General features: G+C 68.4%; 19 protein-coding genes, 2 tRNA genes and 1 pseudogene. 6 read left to right on the top strand and 16 right to left on the bottom strand.

Features of this window, described 5'->3' with window-relative positions; all coding sequences use genetic code 11:
* Positions 1-14 precede the first annotated feature (14 nt).
* The gene (locus tag ASD25_RS17365) at positions 15-1,277 is read right to left on the bottom strand and encodes a multidrug effflux MFS transporter (RefSeq protein ID WP_055831154.1); all 1,263 of its coding nucleotides are present in this window, start codon (positions 1,275-1,277) and stop codon (positions 15-17) included.
* Between the two features lie 188 nt (positions 1,278-1,465).
* Here ASD25_RS17365 and arsC point away from each other — a divergent pair, with 188 nt between their 5' ends.
* Both arsC and ASD25_RS17355 read left to right on the top strand, forming a co-directional pair.
* Positions 1,466-1,879 (top strand): arsenate reductase (glutaredoxin), encoded by a 414-nt coding sequence (arsC, locus tag ASD25_RS17360; RefSeq protein ID WP_055831152.1) that lies wholly within the window; start codon positions 1,466-1,468, stop codon positions 1,877-1,879.
* Between the two features lie 79 nt (positions 1,880-1,958).
* The gene (locus tag ASD25_RS17355) at positions 1,959-2,492 is read left to right on the top strand and encodes a hypothetical protein (protein ID WP_235561782.1); all 534 of its coding nucleotides are present in this window, start codon (positions 1,959-1,961) and stop codon (positions 2,490-2,492) included.
* A gap of 19 nt (positions 2,493-2,511) precedes the next feature.
* Here ASD25_RS17355 and ASD25_RS17350 read toward each other — a convergent pair.
* The 4 genes from ASD25_RS17350 to ASD25_RS17335 form a co-directional block, all read right to left on the bottom strand.
* Positions 2,512-2,596, bottom strand: a tRNA-Leu gene (locus ASD25_RS17350).
* Between the two features lie 62 nt (positions 2,597-2,658).
* Positions 2,659-2,743: transfer RNA gene (locus ASD25_RS17345), tRNA-Leu, on the bottom strand.
* A 114-nt stretch (positions 2,744-2,857) separates the two neighbouring features.
* Positions 2,858-3,727 carry a hypothetical protein gene (locus ASD25_RS17340; protein ID WP_055831148.1) on the bottom strand — a complete coding sequence of 290 codons (870 nt, stop codon included), beginning with the start codon at positions 3,725-3,727 and terminating at the stop codon, positions 2,858-2,860.
* A gap of 69 nt (positions 3,728-3,796) precedes the next feature.
* Complete coding sequence (locus tag ASD25_RS17335; RefSeq protein WP_162246629.1) at positions 3,797-4,510, bottom strand: energy transducer TonB; 714 nt, start codon at positions 4,508-4,510, stop codon at positions 3,797-3,799.
* A gap of 236 nt (positions 4,511-4,746) precedes the next feature.
* Between ASD25_RS17335 and ASD25_RS17330 the strand changes: the two genes are divergently transcribed.
* Positions 4,747-5,775: a S41 family peptidase gene (locus ASD25_RS17330; RefSeq protein WP_055831145.1), complete on the top strand. Its 1,029-nt coding sequence runs from the start codon at positions 4,747-4,749 to the stop codon at positions 5,773-5,775.
* Here the strand turns inward: ASD25_RS17330 and ASD25_RS17325 are convergent.
* The 5 genes from ASD25_RS17325 to ASD25_RS17305 all read right to left on the bottom strand — a co-directional run bounded on the left by ASD25_RS17325 (position 5,772) and on the right by ASD25_RS17305 (position 9,468).
* Positions 5,772-6,779 carry a fumarylacetoacetate hydrolase family protein gene (locus ASD25_RS17325; protein WP_055831140.1) on the bottom strand — a complete coding sequence of 336 codons (1,008 nt, stop codon included), beginning with the start codon at positions 6,777-6,779 and terminating at the stop codon, positions 5,772-5,774. The two genes, ASD25_RS17330 and ASD25_RS17325, sit on opposite strands and share 4 nt — an antisense overlap.
* Positions 6,780-6,830: 51 nt before the next feature.
* Positions 6,831-7,550 (bottom strand): hypothetical protein, encoded by a 720-nt coding sequence (locus ASD25_RS17320; protein ID WP_055831138.1) that lies wholly within the window; start codon positions 7,548-7,550, stop codon positions 6,831-6,833.
* 93 nt (positions 7,551-7,643) lie between these two features.
* Positions 7,644-7,910 carry a hypothetical protein gene (locus ASD25_RS17315; RefSeq protein ID WP_235561781.1) on the bottom strand — a complete coding sequence of 89 codons (267 nt, stop codon included), beginning with the start codon at positions 7,908-7,910 and terminating at the stop codon, positions 7,644-7,646.
* Positions 7,901-8,407: an isoprenylcysteine carboxylmethyltransferase family protein gene (locus ASD25_RS17310; protein ID WP_055831137.1), complete on the bottom strand. Its 507-nt coding sequence runs from the start codon at positions 8,405-8,407 to the stop codon at positions 7,901-7,903. The genes ASD25_RS17315 and ASD25_RS17310 overlap by 10 nt, the downstream gene beginning before the upstream one ends.
* Positions 8,404-9,468, bottom strand: coding sequence for an isoaspartyl peptidase/L-asparaginase family protein (locus ASD25_RS17305; protein WP_055831289.1), 1,065 nt, complete (start codon positions 9,466-9,468; stop codon positions 8,404-8,406). Before ASD25_RS17305 ends, ASD25_RS17310 begins: the two co-directional genes overlap by 4 nt.
* Positions 9,469-9,779: 311 nt before the next feature.
* On the opposite strand from ASD25_RS17305, the pseudogene ASD25_RS17295 reads away from it, so the two are divergent.
* Positions 9,780-11,989: pseudogene (locus ASD25_RS17295) on the top strand (oligopeptide:H+ symporter).
* A 102-nt stretch (positions 11,990-12,091) separates the two neighbouring features.
* Here ASD25_RS17295 and ASD25_RS17290 read toward each other — a convergent pair.
* Both ASD25_RS17290 and ASD25_RS17285 read right to left on the bottom strand, forming a co-directional pair.
* Complete coding sequence (locus ASD25_RS17290) at positions 12,092-14,188, bottom strand: TonB-dependent siderophore receptor (RefSeq protein ID WP_055831135.1); 2,097 nt, start codon at positions 14,186-14,188, stop codon at positions 12,092-12,094.
* A 128-nt stretch (positions 14,189-14,316) separates the two neighbouring features.
* Positions 14,317-16,359 (bottom strand): TonB-dependent siderophore receptor, encoded by a 2,043-nt coding sequence (locus ASD25_RS17285; RefSeq protein ID WP_055831134.1) that lies wholly within the window; start codon positions 16,357-16,359, stop codon positions 14,317-14,319.
* Positions 16,360-16,530: 171 nt separating this feature from the next.
* Here ASD25_RS17285 and ASD25_RS17280 point away from each other — a divergent pair, with 171 nt between their 5' ends.
* Positions 16,531-17,496, top strand: coding sequence for a TraB/GumN family protein (locus tag ASD25_RS17280; RefSeq protein ID WP_235561780.1), 966 nt, complete (start codon positions 16,531-16,533; stop codon positions 17,494-17,496).
* Positions 17,497-17,606: 110 nt separating this feature from the next.
* Here the strand turns inward: ASD25_RS17280 and tldD are convergent, their stop codons facing one another.
* The 4 genes from tldD to ASD25_RS17260 form a co-directional block, all read right to left on the bottom strand.
* Complete coding sequence (gene tldD / locus ASD25_RS17275) at positions 17,607-19,037, bottom strand: metalloprotease TldD (protein WP_055831133.1); 1,431 nt, start codon at positions 19,035-19,037, stop codon at positions 17,607-17,609.
* 39 nt (positions 19,038-19,076) lie between these two features.
* Positions 19,077-19,829, bottom strand: coding sequence for a GIN domain-containing protein (locus ASD25_RS17270; RefSeq protein WP_055831131.1), 753 nt, complete (start codon positions 19,827-19,829; stop codon positions 19,077-19,079).
* Positions 19,830-20,188: 359 nt separating this feature from the next.
* On the bottom strand, positions 20,189-20,532 hold a 344-nt coding region (locus tag ASD25_RS32085; RefSeq protein ID WP_235562775.1), incomplete at its 3' end, for a DUF1700 domain-containing protein.
* A complete protein-coding gene (locus tag ASD25_RS17260) occupies positions 20,529-20,903 on the bottom strand; it encodes a PadR family transcriptional regulator (RefSeq protein WP_055831127.1) in 375 nt (124 codons plus the stop codon). The genes ASD25_RS32085 and ASD25_RS17260, both read right to left, overlap by 4 nt.
* Before the next feature lie 254 nt (positions 20,904-21,157).
* Here ASD25_RS17260 and coxB point away from each other — a divergent pair.
* Positions 21,158-21,917: cytochrome c oxidase subunit II (coxB, locus tag ASD25_RS17255; RefSeq protein ID WP_156389368.1), on the top strand; the 760-nt coding region annotated here is incomplete at its 3' end.

The raw sequence follows: 21,917 nt of genomic DNA, 5'->3' as shown, positions 1-21,917 counted from the left end.
GCGGGCGAAAAAGATCAAGAGGGGGCGGGCGCCGGCGCCGGGGCGAGGTTCCGCGCCTTGAACAGGCGTCCCCGCTCGGCGATCAGGACGCAGGCCAGCGCCGTGAGCCCGAGGCATACGAAGCCGATGGTCATGGGCGCGGCCGAGCCGTCGAACTGCTGGCCGATCAGGAAGCCCAGCGTCGCGCCAACGGTGGTCGAGATGAAGCCCTGGGCCGAGGAGGCGGTGCCGGCGATATGGCCCATCGGCTCCATGGCCATGGAGCCGAAATTGCCGGCGATGAAGCCGAAGCAGAACATGGTCAGGGCCTGCAGGACGGCGAAGGTCCAGATCGTCTCATGGCCCGACACCGCGACCGCCGCGTGGACCGACGATATGGCAATGAAGCCCAGCAGGGCCGTGTGCGAGATCAGCCGTGAACCCAGACGCTCCACCAGCCGCGCATTCAGCAGCGAGGCCACGGCGATGCCGCCGGCGACCAGGGCGAACACGACGGTGAACAGCTGCGGTTCATGGAAGACGTCGAAGAAGATCTGCTGGCTGGAGTTGATGAAGCCGAACAGGGCGCCCGAGATGGCGGTTATGGCGAGGGTGTAGCCGATCGACTGGCGGTTGGTCAGCGCCTGCCGGAAGGCCGAGGCGATGCGGCCGATCTGGATGGGCATCCGGTCCTCGGGGTGGAGGGTCTCGGGCAGGCGGATGGCGGCCCAGATCGCGAAGGCGGCTCCGCCCAGCGCCAGGACGCCGAACACCCAGGGCCAGGGCGCGACCGTGAGGATCAACTGGCCGAGTGTCGGGGCGAGGATGGGTACGCCGAGGAAGACCAGGAAGCTGAGCGACATCACCCGCGCCATGGTCCGCCCGGAATAGCGGTCGCGCACGATCGAGACGGCCAGCACCCTCAGGGCGGCGGCGCCGACGCCGGTCCCGACCCGCGCGGCGATCAGCAGTTCGAACGTCGGCGAGAAGGCGGCCAGGACGCTGAACACGACATAGAGCCCGAGGCCGAGCATCAGGACCGGCTTTCGGCCGAACCGGTCGGCCAGCGGCCCGTAGATGATCTGGGTCACACCGAAGCCCAGCAGATAGGCGGTGATGACCCACTGGCGGCTGTTCTCGGAGACAACGCCCAGCGCCTCGCCGATGGCCGGAAGGGCGGGCAGCATGGAGTCGATGGCCAGCGCGTTGAGCGCCATCATCATGGCGATCAGGGCGACGAATTCGGGAAACCCGGGCCCCTTCACGGCGGCGGCTGGCGCAAGGGTCGGGGAGGTCATCCCCGCCCAGATGCGGTTCAAGGGGGCAAGGTGCAACCGGGGCCGCGCGAATTTGCCGGGACGAAACGCGAAGTGAGCGCCCATCGAGGCGCGGCTGATGCTGTCAGTGATGCGGATCGTCAATCGCCCCAAGGGCTGGTACGAGGCCGGACCCGTCGTCCCCGGAACCGCCGAAAAGGAATGCTGAGATGTCCGACGCCTTCCCCGTCACCGTCTTCCACAACCCCGCCTGCGGCACCTCGCGCAATGTCCTCGCGATGGTCGAGGCCTCGGGCTACCAGCCAGAGGTGGTGGAGTATCTGCAGACGGGCTGGACCGCCGCCCAGCTGGGCGACCTCTTCGCCGAGGCCGGGCTGACGCCGCGCGACGCCTTGCGCGAGAAGGAAGCCGCGGGGATCGATCCCGTCCTGCTGGATGCGGGCACGCCGGACGGCGCGATCCTTGAGGCGATGCTGGCCCATCCCGTCCTGGTCAACCGCCCCATCGTCCGCACACCCCGCGGCGCCGCCATGTGCCGGCCGTCCGAAAAGGTCTTCGACCTGCTGGACCGCCGGCCTGACCGGTTCGTCAAGGAAGACGGCGAGGTGGTCGAACCCGGATAGCGCCCCGCTGGCGCCCCGGGCGACGTCCCGGCATACTCCCGGAAAACAGGGGGGGATTCAGGTGCGTCTTTCGATACTCATGGCTGCGATGGCTCTCGGTTGCGCCGCTCCCGCCGCCGCCCAGACCGCGGCTCCGCCCGTTCCCGTTTCGACCGCCGCCCCGGCCGATGTCGCCACGCCCGAGGCCATCGTCGGAGCCCTCTATGAAGTCATCTCCGGCGACGCCGGCGTGGCCCGCGACTGGGGCCGCTTCCGGTCGCTGTTCCATCCCACCGCCCGGCTGATGCCCTCGGGGATGAACCGCGAGGGTCAGGGCGTCGTCCGCTCGATCACGCCCGACGAATACGTCACCCGCAGCGAGCCGCTGCTGCTGGCCGAAGGGTTCCACGAACGCGAGATCGCGCGCCGCTCGGAGCGGTTCGGCCGTATCGTCCATGTCTGGTCGACGTATGAAAGCCTGCACCGCCTGTCAGACCCGCAGCCCTTCGCTCGAGGGATCAACAGCATCCAGCTGTTCAACGACGGCGTGCGCTGGTGGGTGATCAGCGTCTACTGGCAGGCCGAAACGCCGGCCGCGCCCATCCCCGCGGAATATCTGCCGCCAACGCGATGATCTGACGCCGTTCTGCTCGTGGTGCGGGCGGCCGGGGTCGAACCGGCACTCCTTTCGGAACCGGATTTTGAGTCCGGCGCGTCTACCAATTCCACCACGCCCGCACAGTCCACCACGCCCGCGGAGTACCTTCCGCCCGCGGGATAAGGGCGGAGGCTCAGAGCTATGGTGCGGGCGGCCGGGGTCGAACCGGCACTCCTTTCGGAACCGGATTTTGAGTCCGGCGCGTCTACCAATTCCACCACGCCCGCACAGGCCGCCCGGTCTCTCGGCAGGCGGGCTTGGTAGCGTGGGCTGTCAGTCCGGGTCAATCCGGCAAAGGGCGCAGCAAGGCTGGAGGCGGAGATGAAGAAATCCTCGTCGGATCATCCGCCGGCGGCGCGTCGGGCCGCCCGTTCTTCCCGCTCCAGCCTGCGATTTTCGCGTCGGCGTTCTTCCTCTTCGCGGGTCTGATATCCCTGAACCACGAAATGGGTGCGGTAGAGCACACGCGTCGTCGGGACCGGGCCGCGGGGATCGGCGGCGTTGCGCACGCGGGCGCGTCGGGCCGAGGCGAGGGTTGAGGCCCCGAACCCGCCTTCGCGCGGATGCTCGGACTCGATCGCGCAGTCGCGGAGGGATCCCGTCGGATTGGTGACGCAGGAGATGATGGCGAAACCGCGCGCATACCGCGTCGCGGGGTAGCGGGGCTCGGGCCGGACTCCCCACATCAGGTTCACGGGCACGCCGTCTTCTGACAGGGTCTCCAGTTCCGCATCGCGGGGATCGACCAATGGCCGTTCGCAGGTCGTCAGCGTCCGGTCGATGGAGGCCGAAGACGCCGGCAACTCCAGATCGTACATCAGGTTGCGCCCGGCCGCCGCGCCATTCGGGACCACAATGCGCAGACGACCGCCCGCCCGCAGTTCGCGCGCGAAGGGCGCGGGAAGGTCAGCGACGGCCACGGTGTCGTCTATCGCCACCGACCAGCTGGTGCTGGCCAGGTCTTCGTCGCCGAAGGCGATCCGCAGGGGGCGGCGGGTCGCTGACCCGGCCGGCGGCAATCCCGTGATCACCGCCTCGAACCCGCCGTCGGCGCACCGCGTGGCGATGCTCACGCCATTGTCGAACCGGGTATAGGCGACCAGCAGCTTCTTTTGCGGATCCTCCAACAGATCCCAGTCGGCCGACGCATCCTGCGCGAGGGCCGGCAGCGCGACGATGCAGGCGAGCAGGGCGGCAAGGGAACGCTTCATGGGACAATCCGGGCGGGTCTGCGAGGCGCAACCTTGTGGCGACAGCCGCGGCGGCGTCAAGTTGAAGCCTCACGAAATCCGGAAGCGGACCGTGAACGTGACGACCTTGCCGATCACGGATTCCTCGTCGTCCGGAAGCTCGACGCGCGAGCGCTTCGCCGATCGCAGCGCGCTTTGTCCGAACCCTGCGCCTTGTGGCGTTTCCGACAGGATGCGGCACTCGTCCAGGAGGCCTCCGGCAGCGATGGCGCATCCGACTGCAACCTCCCCGTTTTCCACACCCCGGGAAGCGGCCAGCTCCGGAAATTCAGGAATAACGGGGCGGGCCCAGACAGCCGTTCCGAGTTCGGCCCTTTGCCGCAGGTCCCAGTCGTCGTTCAGCGGAATCGAACAGGCCGACAGAACCTGATCGACGGCGGCGATGGATGGGGGCACGGGCAGGCGGTAGCGGCGCGGCCTTTCGCCGGCGCTGCCGGGGTCCAGCCGAATGTCCAACTCCCCACCAGCACGCAATTGCCGCGCGAACCGGGCTGGTTCCGGTGGTGAGATGATCGGCTGATCGGGCCAGGCCAGCCACTGCTGGCGCTCGTTCTGGATGGCCCCCGCCGTCACCGTCACGGCTGGCGAGGCTACCGTCGTCGGCACGCCCGTGAGCAGAAAGTCCAGCACGCCGGTCTTGCAACGCAGCGCGATCTGATTGCTGCCGAAGTTCAGCGTCGCCAGAGTGACTTGTCGGGCGGGATCCGTGGTCAGGTCCCAATCCGCGCTGACATCCTGCGCCATGGCCGGACTTGCCAGCCCCACGGCGGCCAATGCGAGCGCGAGACGCCTCATATCCCGGTCTGCGCAAGGATCAACGTCGCGGCCCAGCCATCAATGGCGGTGGTCGGTTCAGGCGTCATGACGGTGTCCCCGCATACAGCCCGGAAGCGGCCACATAGCTTTCGAGAGCTTAATCTGTCCCACGCATCCGTAAAGGCGCACCGCGGCCTCCCCCTCCTGAAACGTCGGAGGTCGAGATGAAGCGTGTGATGCTGGCGATCATGTCAGGCCTGCTGCTGTCCTGCCAGGGGCCGGCGGCGGTGATGGCGCAGGAGGCGACGGCAGGCGTCGCGACCGGGGCGGGCGCCCTGATCCACCGGACGCGCGCGCTGGATACGCTGGACCGGCGGCTGGCCCACTATGTGATGGCCGACCGAACGCCTGCCATCCGGGCCCGGCTGGCCGAAAGGCGTCCGGCCTATCTGGCGTTGACCGAACCCGAGGCCTTCCGTCAGGCGATCAACGCCGACCTGCTGGCGGTGTCGGGCGACAGACATCTGCAGGTCTGGCTCGAGAGCCGCAGCCGCGACGACGTGGTCGCCGATGGTCCGCCGCCGACCATGGAGGCGATGTCGGCCGAGGAGGCGCGCAACGGCTATGGCGTTCGCGCGGCGCGGATGCTGGACGGCGGCGTCGGCTATCTGAACCTCGCCTCTTTCAGCGGCCATCCGGATTCGGCGGGCGCGATCGACGCCGCGATGGCGCGGCTGGCCGGAGCCCGGGCGCTTGTCCTCGATCTGCGTGAGAACCTCGGCGGCGGCGAGGTCGCCCTGCGTCAGCTGATGGGACATCTCGCGCCGGAGCCGATGCGGCTGGAGGATCTGCAGTTCCGTCGCTGCGCGCCCGATCCCGCCGATCCCGAGGGGTGCGTTCAGGACGGCAGCCGCGATACCATCGAGCGTTTCGCCAACAAGGTCGCCCGACCGGCGTTTCCGGATCAGCCGATCTATGTGCTGGTCGGCCCGGGCGCCTTCTCGGCGGCTGAAGCCGTGGCCTACGACCTGCAGGCGGCGCGCCGCGCAACCGTGATCGGCGAGCCGACGGGCGGCGGCGCCAACCCCTCGACGGGCATGGACCTGGGGCCGTGGTTCACCGTCATCATGCCCATAGGCGTGGCGCGGCACCCCGTGACCGGGACCAATTGGGAAGGGGTGGGCGTCCAGCCCGATGTGCGTATTCCGGCGGACCGGGCGCTGGATGAAGCGCTGCGGCTGGCGGGCGGCTAGACCGCTTCCACCGTCTGTTCGATGGCGCCGAAGATGGAGTGGTGCTTGTCGTCCAGCATCTCGATGCGGACCGTGTCGCCATGCTTGAGGAAGGGGGTCGCGGCCTTGCCGTGCAGGATGGTTTCGACCGTCCGGACCTCGGCGATGCAGGAATAGCCGAGCCCGCCTTCGGACACGGGCTTGCCGGGGCCGCCGCCTGCGTCGCGGTTCGACACCGTGCCGGACCCGATGATGGTGCCGGCGCACAGGGCGCGGGTCTTCGCGAGGTGGGCGATCAGCGTGCCGAAGTCGAAGGTCATGTCCACCCCGGCGTCGGCCTTGCCGAAGTCCTCGCCGTTCAGCTGGACGTTCAGCTCGCCCTTGAGCTTGCCGTCGACCCAGCGGTCGCCGAGCGCCCGGGGCGTGACGAAGACCGGCGACAAGGCCGAGGCGGGCTTGGACTGGACGAAGCCGAAGCCCTTCGCCAGCTCGGCCGGGATCAGGTTGCGCAGCGACACGTCATTGACGAGGCCGACCAGCCGGATGTGGTTCAGCGCTTCTTCCCGCGTCACGCCCTGGGGCACGTCGCCGGTCACGACGACCACCTCGGCCTCGAGGTCGCAGCCCCAGGATTCGTCGGCCAGGGGGATGGGGTCGCGCGGGGCGAGGAAGCCGTCGGAGCCGCCCTGGTACATCAGCGGGTCGGTCCAGAAGCTGTCGGGCATTTCGGCGTTGCGCGCCTGACGCACCAGTGCGACGTGGTTCACATAGGCGGAGCCGTCGACCCATTGGTAGGCCCGGGGCAAGGGCGCCGAGGCCTCCCGCTCATGGAACCGGCCGCGCGGCACACCGCCGTGTTCGAGGCTTTCCGCCAGGGCCAGAAGGTCGGGCTCGACCCGGTCCCAGTTGTCCAGGGCCGACTGGAGCGTCGGTGCGATCAGGAAGGCGTCGGTAAACCAGGCGAGGTCGCTGGAGACGAGGACGAGGCGACCGTCACGGCCGTGCTTGAGGGAGGCGAGTTTCATGCCTCAAGGCTTAGGCGGTTTTATCCGGCGAGGAAACCGTGGCCGGACCGGTCAGTGGCCGGCGCGCGTCCCGCTGATCCTGCCGCCCGCCGTACGCCTGGGCCCCGGGGTCGAGAGTTCGGCGTGGGCGGCGCGCAGTTCGCGCACGCGGTCGGCGCGGAGCCGCCAGTGGTCGTTGAAGCGGCCGATGGCGAGACGCAGGGCGTCATTGCGTTCCTGCACGCCGAGGGAGCCCTTCTTCGTCTCGTGGTCGCCGTGGCTGTCGCCCCCCTTGCGGCCCGCATCGGCGTTGACGATCACGGTCACGCCGCCCACGGACGAGGGGTGCGCCTCGTCGTGCTCATGTCTCGCCCGCTGTTCCGCCGTGTCGCCGTTTCCATGACCGCCGTCGGGTTTGTGTGGTTCTTCGCCCTCGCCGCCGAGCGCGGCGTCCAGCGCCTTGATCATCCTGCCAGCGCCGCCGGCGATGCCCAGGGTCCGGCCCAGCCGCCGGTCGATCGTCCGGCGCAGCGCCGAAGCCTTGGCGGGCAAGGAGTCCCCGTCGGCCTTCATGGCTTCCTTGGCGGCCTCGTCGATCTCCTCCCAGATGGAAACCGCCGCGTCGACTCGCGCGCCGCGCGCGCCCTGACCCAGATACCAGCCGATCAGCACGGCGGCGGCCAGCCCCAGCAGCAGGGCGCCCCAGAGCACGGGATCGGCGCCGATCATCAGCGGGGCGTCCAGCGGCGCATTGGCGGCGTCGGCGGCGGCGAAGTCGGCGTCGTAGGACATGCGGCTCCCCCTCCTGGTCCGGAGGCGCATCTTGCCCCGACGGCTCAGCTTGGCAATGACAAAGGTTAACGCCGCCGCGTTTCCGGCGGGCGGTCAGCGCGGCGCGGTGATCAGGGCCTTGGCTTCCGCGCCCGTCGGGGAGCCCCTGTCGCGCACCTCGACCTCGACCGCGATCGCGCCTTCGGGCGCGTGGGCCCACAGGTAGCGTCGCTCGATCTCGACTTCCCGGCCCGACGGCGCGAAGCCGGTGAAGCTGTCGCCCCAAGGCGTCACCGATTTCATATCGGGCCAGGGCAGGGCGCAGGCGATGTCCAGCTCCTCGAGCGCCATCTCCGACAACTCGTCGTCCTCTACAGCCACCGGCGAACCTTCTGGCGAAACGCCTCGTATCCCGGTCCGAATTTGGCGGCCAGATAGCGCTCCTCGCGCTGGATGACGAACCGGTCGATCACGAACAGGCAGGGGGCCAGGAGAATGAGCGCGATCCAGCTGTCCATGGCGATGGCGAGGCCGGCGTAGGTCGCGGCGAACCCGACGTAGATCGGATTGCGGCTGAGACGGTAGGGCCCCTCGACGATCAGGGCGGTGGATGGCTTCCACGGCTCCACCGCCGTGCCCCGACGGCGGAACAGACCCGCCGCCATGCCGTCAAGCAAAAGCCCGCCGACGATCAGGGTCAGCGCCGCGCCTCGACGAACCGGTATCTGGAGCCCGAAACCGGCCGCCAGCCAGCCCAGTCCCGCCTCGACCGCCTCGGGCCGTGCGCCCAATGCGGCCAGACCCCAGCCGGCCAGCAGGAAGCCGAGATAGATCAGCGGAGGCGGGGCGATCACGCCGGGGATGTCGCGTTCGCTCATGGCCGCAGGACCTCGTCTCCGTAGATGGCGACGCGCGCGGGTTCGGCGGAGGACACCGCCCCGCGATACATGCCGGACGTGGTCATGGCGAAGGCGGGTTGGCCCTGCAGGTCCATGACGATGACGCCGCCCGAGCCGCCCAGGGACAGGGCGTCGTCGACCTCGGCCTGGCCCGCGGCCTGGCCTCCGGCGCCGCCCGCGATCCGGGCGCAGATGTCGCGGGCGACCGAGGCGCGAATGTAGAATTCGCCGTCGCCGGTCGCCGACACGGCGCAGCCGTCGCGGTTCGACGCATAAGTGCCCGCGCCGATCACCGGCACGTCGCCGACCCGACCCCAGCGCTTGGCGGTCATGCCGCCGGTCGAGGTGCCGGCGGCGAGGCGGCCCTGGCTGTCCAGGGCCACGGCGCCGACGGTGCCGAACTTCCGTTCATTCAGGGGCGGGGCGGGCAGATCGTTGGCCGCCTGGGGGCCCGGCGCGCCGGCGGGGCGCTGCGGGACCGGAAGGTTCTGCTGGCGCAGCGCCCGCTCCAGCCCCTGCCAGCGGCGTTCGGTGAAGAAGAACGACGGATCGACCTGCTCCAGCCCAGCGGAAGCGGCGAACGTGTCGGCGCCCTCGCCGATCAACATGACGTGAGGCGAGCGCTCCATCACCGCCCGGGCCGCCGCGATGGGGTGGCGGGTTCGGGTCAGACCGGCCACGGCGCCGGCGGTCAGGTCGGAACCGTTCATGACGGCGGCGTCCAGTTCGTTGCGTCCGGCGGCGGTGAAGACCGCGCCCCGCCCGGCGTTGAACAGCGGATCGTCCTCCATGATCTCGATCGCGGCCTGCACCGCGTCGAGCGCCGCGCCGCCGTCGGCCAGCACGGCCGAGCCCGCCTCGAGCGCCCGCTTCAGGGCGGCGCGGTAGGCGGCGTCCTGTTCGGCCGTCAGGCTCTCGCGCTCGATGACCCCGGCGCCGCCGTGAATGGCGAACGACCAGCGCGGCGCGTCCTGGGCGGCCGCGGGAGCGGCCGACAGCAGAAGGGCGAGCGCGGCCGGGAGGAGACGGGCGAGGGACATGATCGGCCTTTCGAAAACCAAACCTGAACCTCGGACAAGCGCGGCTTCAACTCAAGGGGTGCTCATTCCCGACCCCGACCCCGACCCCGACCGCGGATTCCGGGCATCGCACCGCCGAGGCGTCGGACGCCGCCTTCCAGCCAATTTACCCTTAACTCTTGTCCGGTCTTGCTCCGCGTGCTGCTTATGCGCCTTCGCGCGTCAGGTGGGGCGCAGCAAAAAGGGAGTGAGCCGTTGAGCAGAACGGACGCAGGGGGCGCGCCGACAAGGCGCATCGGGCTTGAAGCCCGGCAAAGCACAGGAGACCAGGCATGAATATCGTCATCATTCTGGGCCTGATCATCACCTTCGCCACCGGCGTTCCGGTGCTGATGCAGATTCTGAAGAACCATCCGCGCGGACTGATCATCCTGTTCTTCGCCGAAATGTGGGAGCGGTTCTCCTACTACGGCATGCGCGGCATCCTGATTTTCTTCCTGACGCAGCATTTCCTGTTCGACGACACCATGGCGGGCTCGACCTACGGGTCCTACACCTCGCTGGTCTACCTGCTGCCTCTGGTCGGCGGCATTCTCGCCGACCGTTTCATCGGCACGCGCAAGGCCATCGCCTTCGGCGCCCTGCTGCTGGTCGCCGGTCACGGATTGATGGCCTTCGAGGGCCGTCCCGCGACCGAAACCCTGACCTACGGTGGTCAGACCTATGAGATTTCGGCGGAGGGCCGCGGCGCGGATCGGGACGTCAACATCGTCATCGACGGCCAGAAATACGCCTTCGGTCCGGCCGAGGGCGGCGGCATCGCCGTCGCCGGCATGCCGGCGGCGTCGCCTCTTCCCGCCACCCTGGCGGAAGGRTCRTACGTCATGACCCAGACSCGCGACCTGATGGGCGTGAACSTSTTCTATCTGGCSGTGTCGCTGATCATCATGGGCGTCGGCTTCCTGAAGCCGAACATCTCCACCATCGTCGGACAGCTGTATCCGCAGGGCGACCCCCGGCGCGATTCCGGCTTCACCCTCTACTACTACGGCATCAACCTCGGGGCCTTCTGGGCCGCGGTGCTGTGCGGCTATCTGGGACAGTCTTCTATCTGGCCGTGTCGCTGATCATCATGGGCGTCGGCTTCCTGAAGCCGAACATCTCGACCATCGTCGGACAGCTGTATCCGCAGGGCGACCCCCGTCGCGATTCCGGCTTCACCCTCTACTACTACGGCATCAACCTCGGGGCCTTCTGGGCCGCGGTGCTGTGCGGCTATCTGGGCCAGACGGTCGGCTGGTGGGCGGGCTTCGGCCTGGCCGGCATCGGCATGGCCTTGGGCTGGATCGTCTTCATGCTCGGCAAGCCGCTGCTCGAGGGCAAGGGCGAGCCGCCCAACCCSGAGATGCTSAAGCGTCCGATGATCGGCCCGCTGAACCGCGAATGGTCGATCTATCTGCTGGGTACGCTCAGCGTCGGCCTGATCTGGTTCCTGGTCCAGCGCAACGCCGTCGTCGGCTGGGTGCTGGGACTGGCCACGATCGCGTCGCTGCTGTTCATCCTCTACGTCATCATCAAGGTGTGCCAGACCAAGGCGCAGCGTGAGCGGATGATGCTGGCGGTGGTGCTCATCTTCGGTTCGGTGGTCTTCTTCACCCTGTTCGAACAGGCCGGCACCTCGCTGAACCTGTTCGCCGACCGCAACGTCGACCTCAGCCTGACGCCGACGGCGTTCAACTTCCTCGGCGTCACGGTGGGCACGCCCGCCCAGCTGGAAGCGGCCGGGATCACCCCGACCGGCTTCTGGGTCGACGCCACGATCACCGCGGCCCAGACCCAATCGTTCAACGCCGGTTTCATCCTGCTGTTCGCCCCGATCATGGCGGCGCTGTGGGCCTATCTGGCCAAGCGCAACATGGACCCCAACCCGACGATGAAGTTCGGTCTCGGCCTGATCCAGGTCGGTCTCGGCTTCATGGTGGTGGTCTGGGGCGCCGGCATGGCCAACTCGGCCTTCCAGCTGCCGATCGTGCTGCTGGGCCTGCTCTACATGTTCCACACGACGGGCGAGCTGTTCCTGTCGCCCGTGGGCCTGTCGGAGATCACCAAGCTGTCGATGCCGGCGGTGGTCAGCTTCATGATGGCCGTCTGGTTCCTGGCCAGCTCCATCGCCCAGTTCGTGGGCTCGGAGATCACCAAGCTGTCGATGCCGGCGGTGGTCAGCTTCATGATGGCCGTCTGGTTCCTGGCCAGCTCCATCGCCCAGTTCGTGGGCGGCTGGATCGCGGGTCTGGCGGGCACGGAGACCGTCGGCGGTCAGGTGCTGGACCCCGGTCTTGCGCTGCGCACCTCGCTCGAGATCTTCGAGAAGCTCGGCTGGGGCGGCATGGTTATCGGCGCCTTCTTCATCCTGATCAGCTTCTTCATCAAGGGCTGGTCGCATGGAGCCAATGACGCCGGCAATCATCCGGGACCGACCCTGACCGATCGGGGCCAGGAGGACGGCAACGTCGCCAGGCCCGGGACCAGCACCGCGGGCTGATCCAGCCAGCGGCTGACAACAGAAAGGGCGGGGCCTGACGGCTCCGCCCTTTTTCGTGCGCGGGGGTGGCGCACGTCAGTTTGGGGCGTGGGGTCGCCTTCTTCAGAAGGTCTTTCTTATCTGGACGAACAGCCAGGGGCTCATCCGCGTGCGACGCACCTCGCGGAACGACAGGGGGGCGGTGTCGCGGGGGCCGGCGTAGATCTCGCGATCGTAGCCGTTGCGGCGGTTGGAGGCGTTGCCGAGGTCGACCCGCACCGTCAGGTCGGGGCGCGGCTTCCACTGGCCATAGGCGCTGACGCCGGGCTCGGAATAGAACCGGCGAATCTCGCGCACACGGAAGGCGGCGCCCTTGTCGATGTTGCAGCCGTGGTCGAAGCCGTAGGACCAGCGGCCGCCTTTCAGGTCCTGATTGAACGCCACGCCGCAGCCGAAGGCCTGGTTTCCCTGGAACCGCCGCTCCTCGCCGGTGACCGGATCGACGACGGAGGTCCGGGACCAGCTGCCGCGCACCTGCAGCCGGCCGTTCGGGATTCCCAGCTTGTCCGTCGGCAGGGTCAGGCGGGTCTGGAAGAAGTTCGACGTCCCGTCGCCGATATTGCCCACGCCGTCGAAGCCGCCGATCAGCGGAATGATATCGACCACATCCTCGATCTCGGCGTGGCTCAGGGTGAAGTCGAGGACGCCCTCGTTCCAGAAGCGGCGTTCGTAGATGGCCTCGAAAACGGTCGCCTTCTGCGGTTCCAGGTCCGGATTGCCGCCTTCGACCTGACCGATGTCGATGTCGGCCGAGGCGACGAAGTCGCCGAAGTCCAGCTGACCCACCTCGCGTTCGGCGCGGAGGCGGAACTGGTGACCGGCCCACGGCGTCCAGGTCATCTGGATGCGAGGCTTGGGGAAGACGAAGGATTTTGACTGGTCGCTGTCGCCCGACTGGCTGATCTCCGAAACCTCGACCCGGACGCCGGCTTCGAGCGTGAATTCGGGGCGGGGCCGCCAGGTCGTCTGGCCGAACACCTCGCCGCGCAGTTCCTCGACCCGGACCGAAGCGGACGGCAGGGGAATGGCCACGCCGTTTTCCTCATAGGCGTTGGTGCTGTCGAGGAAGTTGAAGGCGATCTCGCCGCCTGTCTCGACGGCGAACCGGTCGTCGGGCCGGTAGCGCAGGGTCGCGCGGGCGATCGATTCGCCCGCGGTGGCGTCGGCCGTGAAGGTCGAGCTGCCGCCGGCGCCAGTCGAGACGCCGGTGTATTCCTCGGTCCCGTAACGCTGCAGCCCGGTCAGCTCCAGCCCGAGGCGGGGGCTCAGATCGCGGGTCCAGTTGACGCCCAGTTCGCTATCGACCGAGTCCGCCTCCTCGTCATTGAAGCTGTCGCTGCCGGCGCCCGAGCGGATCAGCAGATCCTGCGAATTCTCATTGCCGAACCAGCCCAGCAGGCCGTTCACCTTCAGCAGGCCGTCCGCCACGCGGCGCTGGACGGCGCCCGTGGCCCGCACCGTGCGGATGCGGTCCCACAGCACCAGGTCGGCGTCCTGGATCAGATTGCCGGCGGGGTCATAGCGACGACGGAAGCCATCCCCGGTTCCGTCGGTGCGGTCCGAGAACGCGTTGATCGAACCCTCGATCTGGTTGTCGCCCTCACGCCGCGACCAGCGCGCCGCGATCACGGGGCCGACGTAGCCGTCGGGATAAAAATAGGCGTTGGCTTCCAGCACGCGTTCGGTGACGACGCTCCGGACCAGGATGACGTTGGCGATCACTGACCGGCCCTGCATGTCGATGCCCGGCGCGCCGCCGCGGATCAGTTCGATGCGGGCGACGCCGGCCGCCGAGATGCGGCGCAGGATTTGCTCCAGATTGTCACTCTTGGTCGAGGGCCGTACGCCGTCGATCAGCACGTTGCCGGCCGTGCCCGCGAGGCCGCGCGTATCGCTGTCTCCCGTGTCCAGGCCGAAGCCGGGCAGGCGGGCGATCATGTCCAGCGCGGTGTCGGGCCGGGAGTCGGCGAAGAAGGCCGGATCAAAGACCAGCACACCCCGCCGGGTCGCGTCGACCGCCGGCGCGGTCCCGGTCGGATCGGCCGGAACCGGCGCCTCGGCGGAGGACGAGAGGGCGGCGACCCCTGTCGAGGTCTGCGCCATCGCCGGGGCCGCCACGGCGCACAGGGCGACGCCGACCAGCCAGACAGCTTTTCCCATGAAATCCTCTCCCTGTTACGGCAAAGGTGCTCGTGGTCCGGCGGGGCCTCCAGTTACAAGCCGGACAGGTGGATTAATTCGCCGACAGGCTTGGGGCGAGGCCATGGCCGCCCCGGCCTGTCGCCGGATCAGAACGTCTTGCGCAACCGCAGGGAGACGAAGGTCCGGGGGTCGATGTAGCGGTTCTCGACCAGTGCGACCGGCCGGGCGGCCGTGCGGGCGGCGAAAACGGTGCGCTCGACCTCGAAATCGTCCCAGAGGTTGATCTGCGCCCGCAGCGACAGGGTCGCGGTCGGCTTGTACTCGGCCCACAGTTCGAAATAGTCGGCGCCGCGGAAGCCAGAGGTCTGGTCCGGATCGTAGCTGGTCTGGCTGAGCTTGGTGATGTAGGCGCCGCCCCATTGCAGTTTCCAGGAGGTGATGTCCTGGGCGATGGTGAAGGTCGCCTGCGACGGGCGGACGCCCGAGATGGCGCGGGTCTCGCCCGTGGTCGGATCGGTGACCTCGGTATGGTTCCAGGTGTTGCGGAAGCCGAGACGCCCGCCGGTGAAGCCGTACCGGTCCATCGGCACGAGGACGTTCACCGCCAACTGGTCCAGGGCGCCGTCGCCGATATTGCCGACCGCCGACAGGCCGCCATCCAGCGGGATCACGTCGATGGCGTCGACGATCTCGTCATGGCGCAGGCCGATGCTGACGATGCCGTCGGTCCAGAAACGGCGCTCATAGGTCGCTTCCGTGATCCAGCGCTGCTCCGGTTCCAGATCGGCATTGCCGCCCAGAACATTCTCCTCGTCCAGATCCGAGGAGGCGGCGAAGTCGCCGAAGTCCAGCTGGCCCAGTTCGCGCTCGAAGCGGAAACGGAACTGGTTGTTCGGCATCGGCGTCCAGGTCGCCAGCACGCGGGGTTTGGGGAAGAAGAAGCTCTTTTCCTGCTCGGCGTCGCCGGACTGGGTGATGGTCGACGCCTCCACCCGCAAGCCGCCTTCCACGGTCAGGGTCGGGCGGACCCGCCAGGTCGCCTTGCCGAAGACCTCGCCGCGCGTTTCCTCGACCTTGACCGAGGCCGAGGGCAGGGGCACGGCGACGCCGCCGACGGTGAAGGCCTGCTGGATCTCCAGCATGTTGTAGGCGACCTCGCCGCCGCCTTCGAAGGTCAGGGCCGGCGAGCGTTCAAAGCGCAGCAGGCTGCGGAAGATCGTTTCGGACGAATTGCCCTCGGCGACAAAGCGCTGTTCCGGACTGTCGACGCCGCTGACGCGGGTGCGCGATGTCGAGACGTTGTCGAAGTCGTTGAACTGATGGATGAACCGGGTTTCGAGATTCAGCCGCGTCCCCAGCGGACGGGTGTAGACCACCCCGAACTCGCCGCCCGAGCCGTCGTCCTCGAACAGGTTTTCGCGCCGCGCCGTGGGCGAGGTCTGCAGGTTGATGCTGTGGTAGTCGTTGACGCCGTAGCGGGCCGTCAGGTCGATCTTGCCGCCGTAGAGAGGCGTCGCGAAATTGCCGCGGATGGAGGTCCCGCCGCCGTACTGGTCGTTGAAGAAATCTTCCTGGCGGATGATGGCGCCGCTCGCGTCGCGGCGGACGATCGGACCGATGCCGTTGGCGTCGCTCATGGACATGCCGTCGCTGAGGGTCACGCCCCAGGTCCGCTCGCCCTCCCTGGCGGTGAACTGGTAGGAGCCGCCGTAAAGGTCCTGCCCGCCGTCGAAGATCGCGGCGTTGGCGGTGAGGATGGACTGCCGGCTGGATTCGGTTCTGGTGATCACGTTCACCACGATGGCGAAGCCCTGCATGTCGATGCCCGGCGCGCCGCCGCGGACCAGTTCGATGCGCTCGACCTGGCCGGCCAGGGTGCGGCCCAGCACGGCCGAGCCGGTGTCGTTCTTGGACGCCGGGCGCGATCCGTTGATCAGGATATTGCCGACCGAGCCCTCGAAGCCGCGGCTGCCGTCGCCGTCGACGACGCTGAAGCCCGGAATCCGGTTGACCATGTCCAGGGCGCTGTTGGGCCGCTGGTCGGCGAAGAAGTCCGGCGTGAACACCAGGACGCCCTGCTGGTCCGCCTGGGCCTGGGGGGCGGCCTGCTGTTCGCCGGGTGTCTGGGCGGACGTCGCCCCGGCGGTCAACAGGAGCGCCGTCGTCGCCAGCAGGATGGTCTTTGTCATTGCAGGATTCCCCTCGTCGTGTGACGGGAGATGTGACGGTCTGCCGCGGCCTCCTCCAGTTACAAGACAGACAGGTGCATTAAATCTCCGACATCATTACACCGATGTCATGGTTGTGTTCCAATTTAGTCTTAGCGTTACTCGGCATATGCAAATGACGAAGGTATAGTCGTGAGAACTCATACAGCCGCCCTGTTGGCCGCCGGCCTGCTGATCGCCACCATGACGCCCGCCGTCTCGATGGCCCAGACGCCCGAGGCGGAGGCGACGGAGCTCGACGAGGTGATCGTTCTGGCCCGGCGCTCGGGCGCGCCGATGTGGACGGTGACCCGCGGCGACAGCACCCTGATCCTGGTCGGCGCGATCACCGGCATTCCCCGTGACCTGACGTGGCGGCCTGACGATCTGGAAGCGGCCGCGGCCCGATCGGACCAGATCCTGTCGCCGCAGGAGGGCCGGGCCTCGGTCACCGACCTGTTCCGCGTCATCTGGCGCGCCCGAACCATCGCGCGCATGCCCGAAGGCCAGACGACCGCAGACTTTCTGACGCCCGACTGGCAGACCCGGCTCGAGGCCCTGATGACCGACGAGCGCAATGAGGATTGGCGGCGGACAAGCCTGTTGTTCGTGGGCTTCGACCTTATGCAGGACAAGGCCGGCTACAGGAGCGGCCGCACCGGCGACGACGCCATGGACGTGATCCGGCGCGCGGCCCGGCGCGCCCGGGTGCCGGTCCGGCCGGTCGGAACCGTGCGCGGCGACGCCCTGATCGACAGCCTGATCACCGCGCCCCAGAGCGCCCATGTGCCCTGCGTCCAGGCCGCCATCGCCGCCGCCGAGGCGGGACCGGACGCGACCCGGGACCGGGCCGAGGACTGGCGCGCGCTCCGGATCGCCGATGTCGTCGCCTCTCCGGTCGACAAGGCGCTGAACCAGTGCTGGCCATGGGGCGATCCGGAGATCGCGCCGCAGCTGAGGCAGCAGTGGGCGGCGGCGATCGAGACGGCGATGATCTCGCCCGGCGTGACCATGGGCGTGGCTCCGATCCGGCTTCTGGCCGAAACGGGCGGCGTCCTCGACGGCCTTGAGGCCCGCGGGTTCGATGTGGTCGGCCCGGAGTGGCGGCCGAGACCCTGAAAAACACCGTCTCATGCGTCTCATGCGTCTCACCGTCCGGGTCCGTCGGATTTCCACGGAAATCGACAGGACCGGCAGTATGACCCCGACCTGCGTCAGAATCGGACGTATCAGACGGCGGTCCCGCCCACGGTCAGGCCGCCGATCTTGAGGCTGGGCTGGCCGATGCCGACGGGGACGCCCTGACCGGCCTTGCCGCAGACGCCGACGCCGGGGTCGAAGGCGAAGTCGTCGCCGATCATCTGCACCCGCTGCAGGGCCGTGGCCCCGTCGCCGATCAGGGTCGCGCCGCGCACCGGGGCGGTGATCTTCCCGTCCTCGATGAGGTAGGCCTCGGTGCACTGGAAGACGAATTTGCCGTTGGTGATGTCGACCTGGCCGCCGCCGAAATTGGCGGCGTAGAGGCCGCGTTTCGTCGAGGCGATCATGTCGGCCTGCTTGTCCCTGCCGCCTTCCATGAAGGTGTTGGTCATGCGCGGCATCGGCATGTGGGCGAAGGACTGGCGGCGGCCGTTGCCGGTGGCGCGGGCGCCCAGCTGCCGCGCCGACAGCCGGTCGTGCATCAGCCCGACCATGATCCCGTCCTCGATCAGGACGGTGCGCGAGGTCGGCGTGCCCTCGTCATCGACCGACAGGGACCCGCGGCGTCCTGCGATGGAGCCGTCGTCGACCACGGTGACGCCCGGGGCGGCCACTCGCTGGCCCATCATGCCCGAGAAGACCGACGATCCCTTGCGGTGGAAGTCGCCCTCGAAGCCGTGGCCGATGGCCTCGTGCAGCAGCACGCCGGGCCAGCCGGCGCCGAGGACCACGTCCATCTCGCCGGCCGGGCAGTCGACGGCCTCGAGGTTCACCAGCGCCTGACGCAGGGCCTCGTCGACCTGGCCCTGCCAGCGGTCGGGCGCGATCCAGGTCTCGAAGCCGGCGCGCCCGCCGGCTCCGGCCGAGGCGCTCTCGCGCCTGCCGTTGGATTCGACGGTGATGGAGACGTTCATCCGGACGAGGGGCCGCATGTCGCGCACCAGCCGGCCGTCGCCGCGCAGGATCTCGATCTGGCGACGCTCGCCGATCAGGCTGGCCGACACCTGCACCACGCGCGGATCGCGGGCCCGGGCCCAGGCGTCGATCTCGCACAGCAGGGCGATCTTGTCGGAGAAGGCGGGCGAGGCGAGGGGATCGACCGCGTCGTAAAGCTGCTGGTTGGTGGCCCGGGGGGCCTCGGCCGTGACGCCGGCATGGCCGGACCTGGCGAGAGAGGCGCTGTCGGCGGCGCGGCGGATGGCGGCGCCGCTGATCTCGTTGGCGTGGGCGTAGCCGGCGGTCTCGCCCGCCACGACCCTCAGGCCGAAGCCTTCGCTGGCGTCATAGGCGGCGGATTTCAGCCGGCCGTCGTCGAAGACCAGCGATTCGCTCTCTGACCGTTCGAGGAACAGTTCCCCGTCGTCGGCGCCTTCGAGCGCGCCCTGCAGGATGGACAGGGCTTCATCGGCGCCGACGTCGGCGCTGTCGAGAATGGCGGGAGGCGATACGAGGACGGTCATGGGCCCTAAGTAGGGGCTGACCGCCCTCGCGTCACCGGGTCAGTTCTGGTCGATGTCGCCGGAACCGGAAACCGACTGCTGCAGATTGGCCGGCCGGCGGGTCAGATCGACGTCGCCCGAGCCCGAGATATCGATCCTGGCGGCTCCGGTCGGGCCGATCCGGACATCGCCCGAGCCGGAGGTGTCGACGCTGGCGTCGGTGGCGCGGAGCGCCGACAGGTCCGAATCGCCGGAGCCGTTGACGTCGATCGTCGCCGTCTGCGTCTCGCCTTCCGCGACCACGTCGCCCGATCCCGAGATGTTCAGGTCGAACGTCGGCTGGTCATAGTCCCGGATCGACAGGTCGGCCGAGCCTTCGAGGTCGAAGGATTTCACCGACGGGGCGGTGATCACGACCCGGAGCCGGTCATGGTTGCTCCAGCCGAAGACCACGTGTTCGGAGCGGTCATCGCCTTCGGACCAGGTCAGCCGGCCGTCGATCAGGTTGACCTGGTCGACCATCGACTTCCGGCCGGTGACCACGACCGAGGGCGTGTCGCCCTGGATGTAGGTCACGTCGCCCGGGATCTCGATCGTCAGCTTGTCGCCGCCGGTCCAGGCCAGGTTGCGGGTCACCGACGGACCGACGTCGCCGCGCTGGAATGTGATCGTTTCGGAACTGTCCACGTCATGGAAGGTCCACTCCCAGCCGTGGCGGGCCAGATCGTTCCCGCCGATGGCGGCGGCGCCGGAAAGGGTGGCGATGCAGAGCACCAGACTGGCGCCCGTGATGATGAGAAGCGTGCGGATCATGTCTTGTCCTCCCTCAGAACTTGCCGTCGGCCGGGGATTGTTCCCCCAGCGCGGGCTTCAGCAGGCGATAGTGCAGGCGCGCGTACCAGACGGTGGCGTTGACCAGCAGGATGGTGGCGATGGCGGTCAGGGCGCCGAGCGCCGTGGCTCCGGCCATCAGGCCGATGCCCCCGAGGATCGCCGTGGCGACGCCGCCCGGGAAGCCCGCGAAGGGACCGGCGATCATCACCGCCCCGCCGCCGATGAACAGGCCGACGGCGGCCATGAAGAAGCCGAACAGGACGCCGACCACGCTCATGAAGATGGGCAGCAGGATCAGGAGGTCGATCGCGCCCAGACCGTCGATCGCGCCCAGACCNGCTATCTGCGCGTCTCCACTGAACAGGACGCCGACCACGCTCATGAAGATGGGCAGCAGGATCAGGAGGTCGATCGCGCCCAGACCCAGGACCGCGAAGACGGCCCCGGCGGCGGCCGACGGGTTCTTTTCCTGATGCCAGCGCTGGGCGCCGGCCTCGGCGCGCAGTTCGCGGGCCAGGCGGTCGGGATCGCCCAGGGCGGCCGCGACCTCGGCTTCCGAGCGTCCGGCGGCGGCGCCGTCCTCGAAATGGGTCTCATAGTCCGAGGCGATGTCGGCGGCGGCGGACGTCGGCATGCCGACCAGTCCCCGGCGCAACCGGCCCATGAATTCGGCGCGGGTCATTGTTCAGCTCCCTTGTCGGCATTTTTCGCGGCCGGCGCGGCGATGGGCGCCGCGCCGTCGAGAACGGATTCGACCGCGCGGGCGAAGGCGCGCCACTCGGCCGTCTGGGCTTCGAGCGCGGCGCGGCCGGCGTCGGTCAGGCGATAGTATTTGCGCGACGGCCCGGACGCCGATTCGACCAGATAGGTCTCGACCTGTCCGTCGGACTGCATCCGCCGCATCAGCGGGTAGATCGTCCCCTCGCCCATGTCGATCGCGTCCGACAGGGTCGAGGCGATCTCATAGGCGTAGCTGTCATGCCGGTTCAGAAGCGCCAGCACGCATAGCGTCAGCACTCCCTTCTTCAGCTGTATCTCGATGGTTTCGGGCACGTGGCGTCCTCCTTTGATGCCCAAGACGTATCGCAAGGTATCTGGTGACGCAAGGTAGCTGTCATAACATGACGGAGATTTAATCCGTGGGCCGATGGCCGCAGCCGCGCGCAATCTCTTGCTGATCGCTTGGCAAGCGTCGGACGGGGCGATATGGACCGCCCGAAGAACCGCTGCGGGCGTCATGTCCGGGCGCCTGCTTGCGATTCTCTCGCAAGCGTTTGCGACGAAACGGTAATATGAGGATGTCTCGCATGGGGATGGGCACGCGGGCCCGGGCGTCGATCGGCGGTGGTTTCACCGCCCTGTGCCTGGCCGTATTCTCCGCCACGCCCGTCTGGGCGAAGGAACTGGTGGGCCAGCCGACGGACGGCGCGCTCGGGCTGCAGCCGGCGGCCTCGCCGCTGAAGGTCGAGGCGCATTTCTTCCACGACATCATCCTGATGCCGGTCATCACATTCATCACCCTGCTGGTGCTGGGCCTGATCCTGTGGATCGTCGTCCGCTACAACAAGAAGGCCAACCCGGTTCCGGCCAAGTGGAGCCACAACACCCTGATCGAGGTGATCTGGACGGTTCTGCCGGTCCTGATCCTGGTGTTCATCTCGCTGTTCTCGTTCCGTCTGCTGTTCGCCTATCACGACATGCCGACGCCGGACCTGACCATCAAGGCGACCGGCAACCAGTGGAACTGGGCCTATGAGTATCCGGACCAGGGCATCGCCGAATACGTCTCCAACATGCTGCCGGAAGACGAGCTGGCCCAGCGCGGCATGCCGCACAGCCTGTACCGCCTGGCCGCCGACGAACCGATCGTCGTGCCGGTCGGCAAGACCGTCCGCGTGCTGGTCACCGCCGCCGACGTCATCCACGCCTTCGCCCTGCCGGCCTTCGGCCTGAAGACCGACGCCGTCCCGGGCCGCGTCAACGAGACCTGGTTCCGCGCCGACCGCGTCGGCACCTTCTACGGCCAGTGCTCGGAACTGTGCGGCGTCGCGGAACTGTGCGGCGTCG

Source organism: Brevundimonas sp. Root1423 (assembly GCF_001426805.1).
Note: the sequence above shows the minus strand (reverse complement) of the source record. Positions and strands in the feature narration are given on the sequence as shown.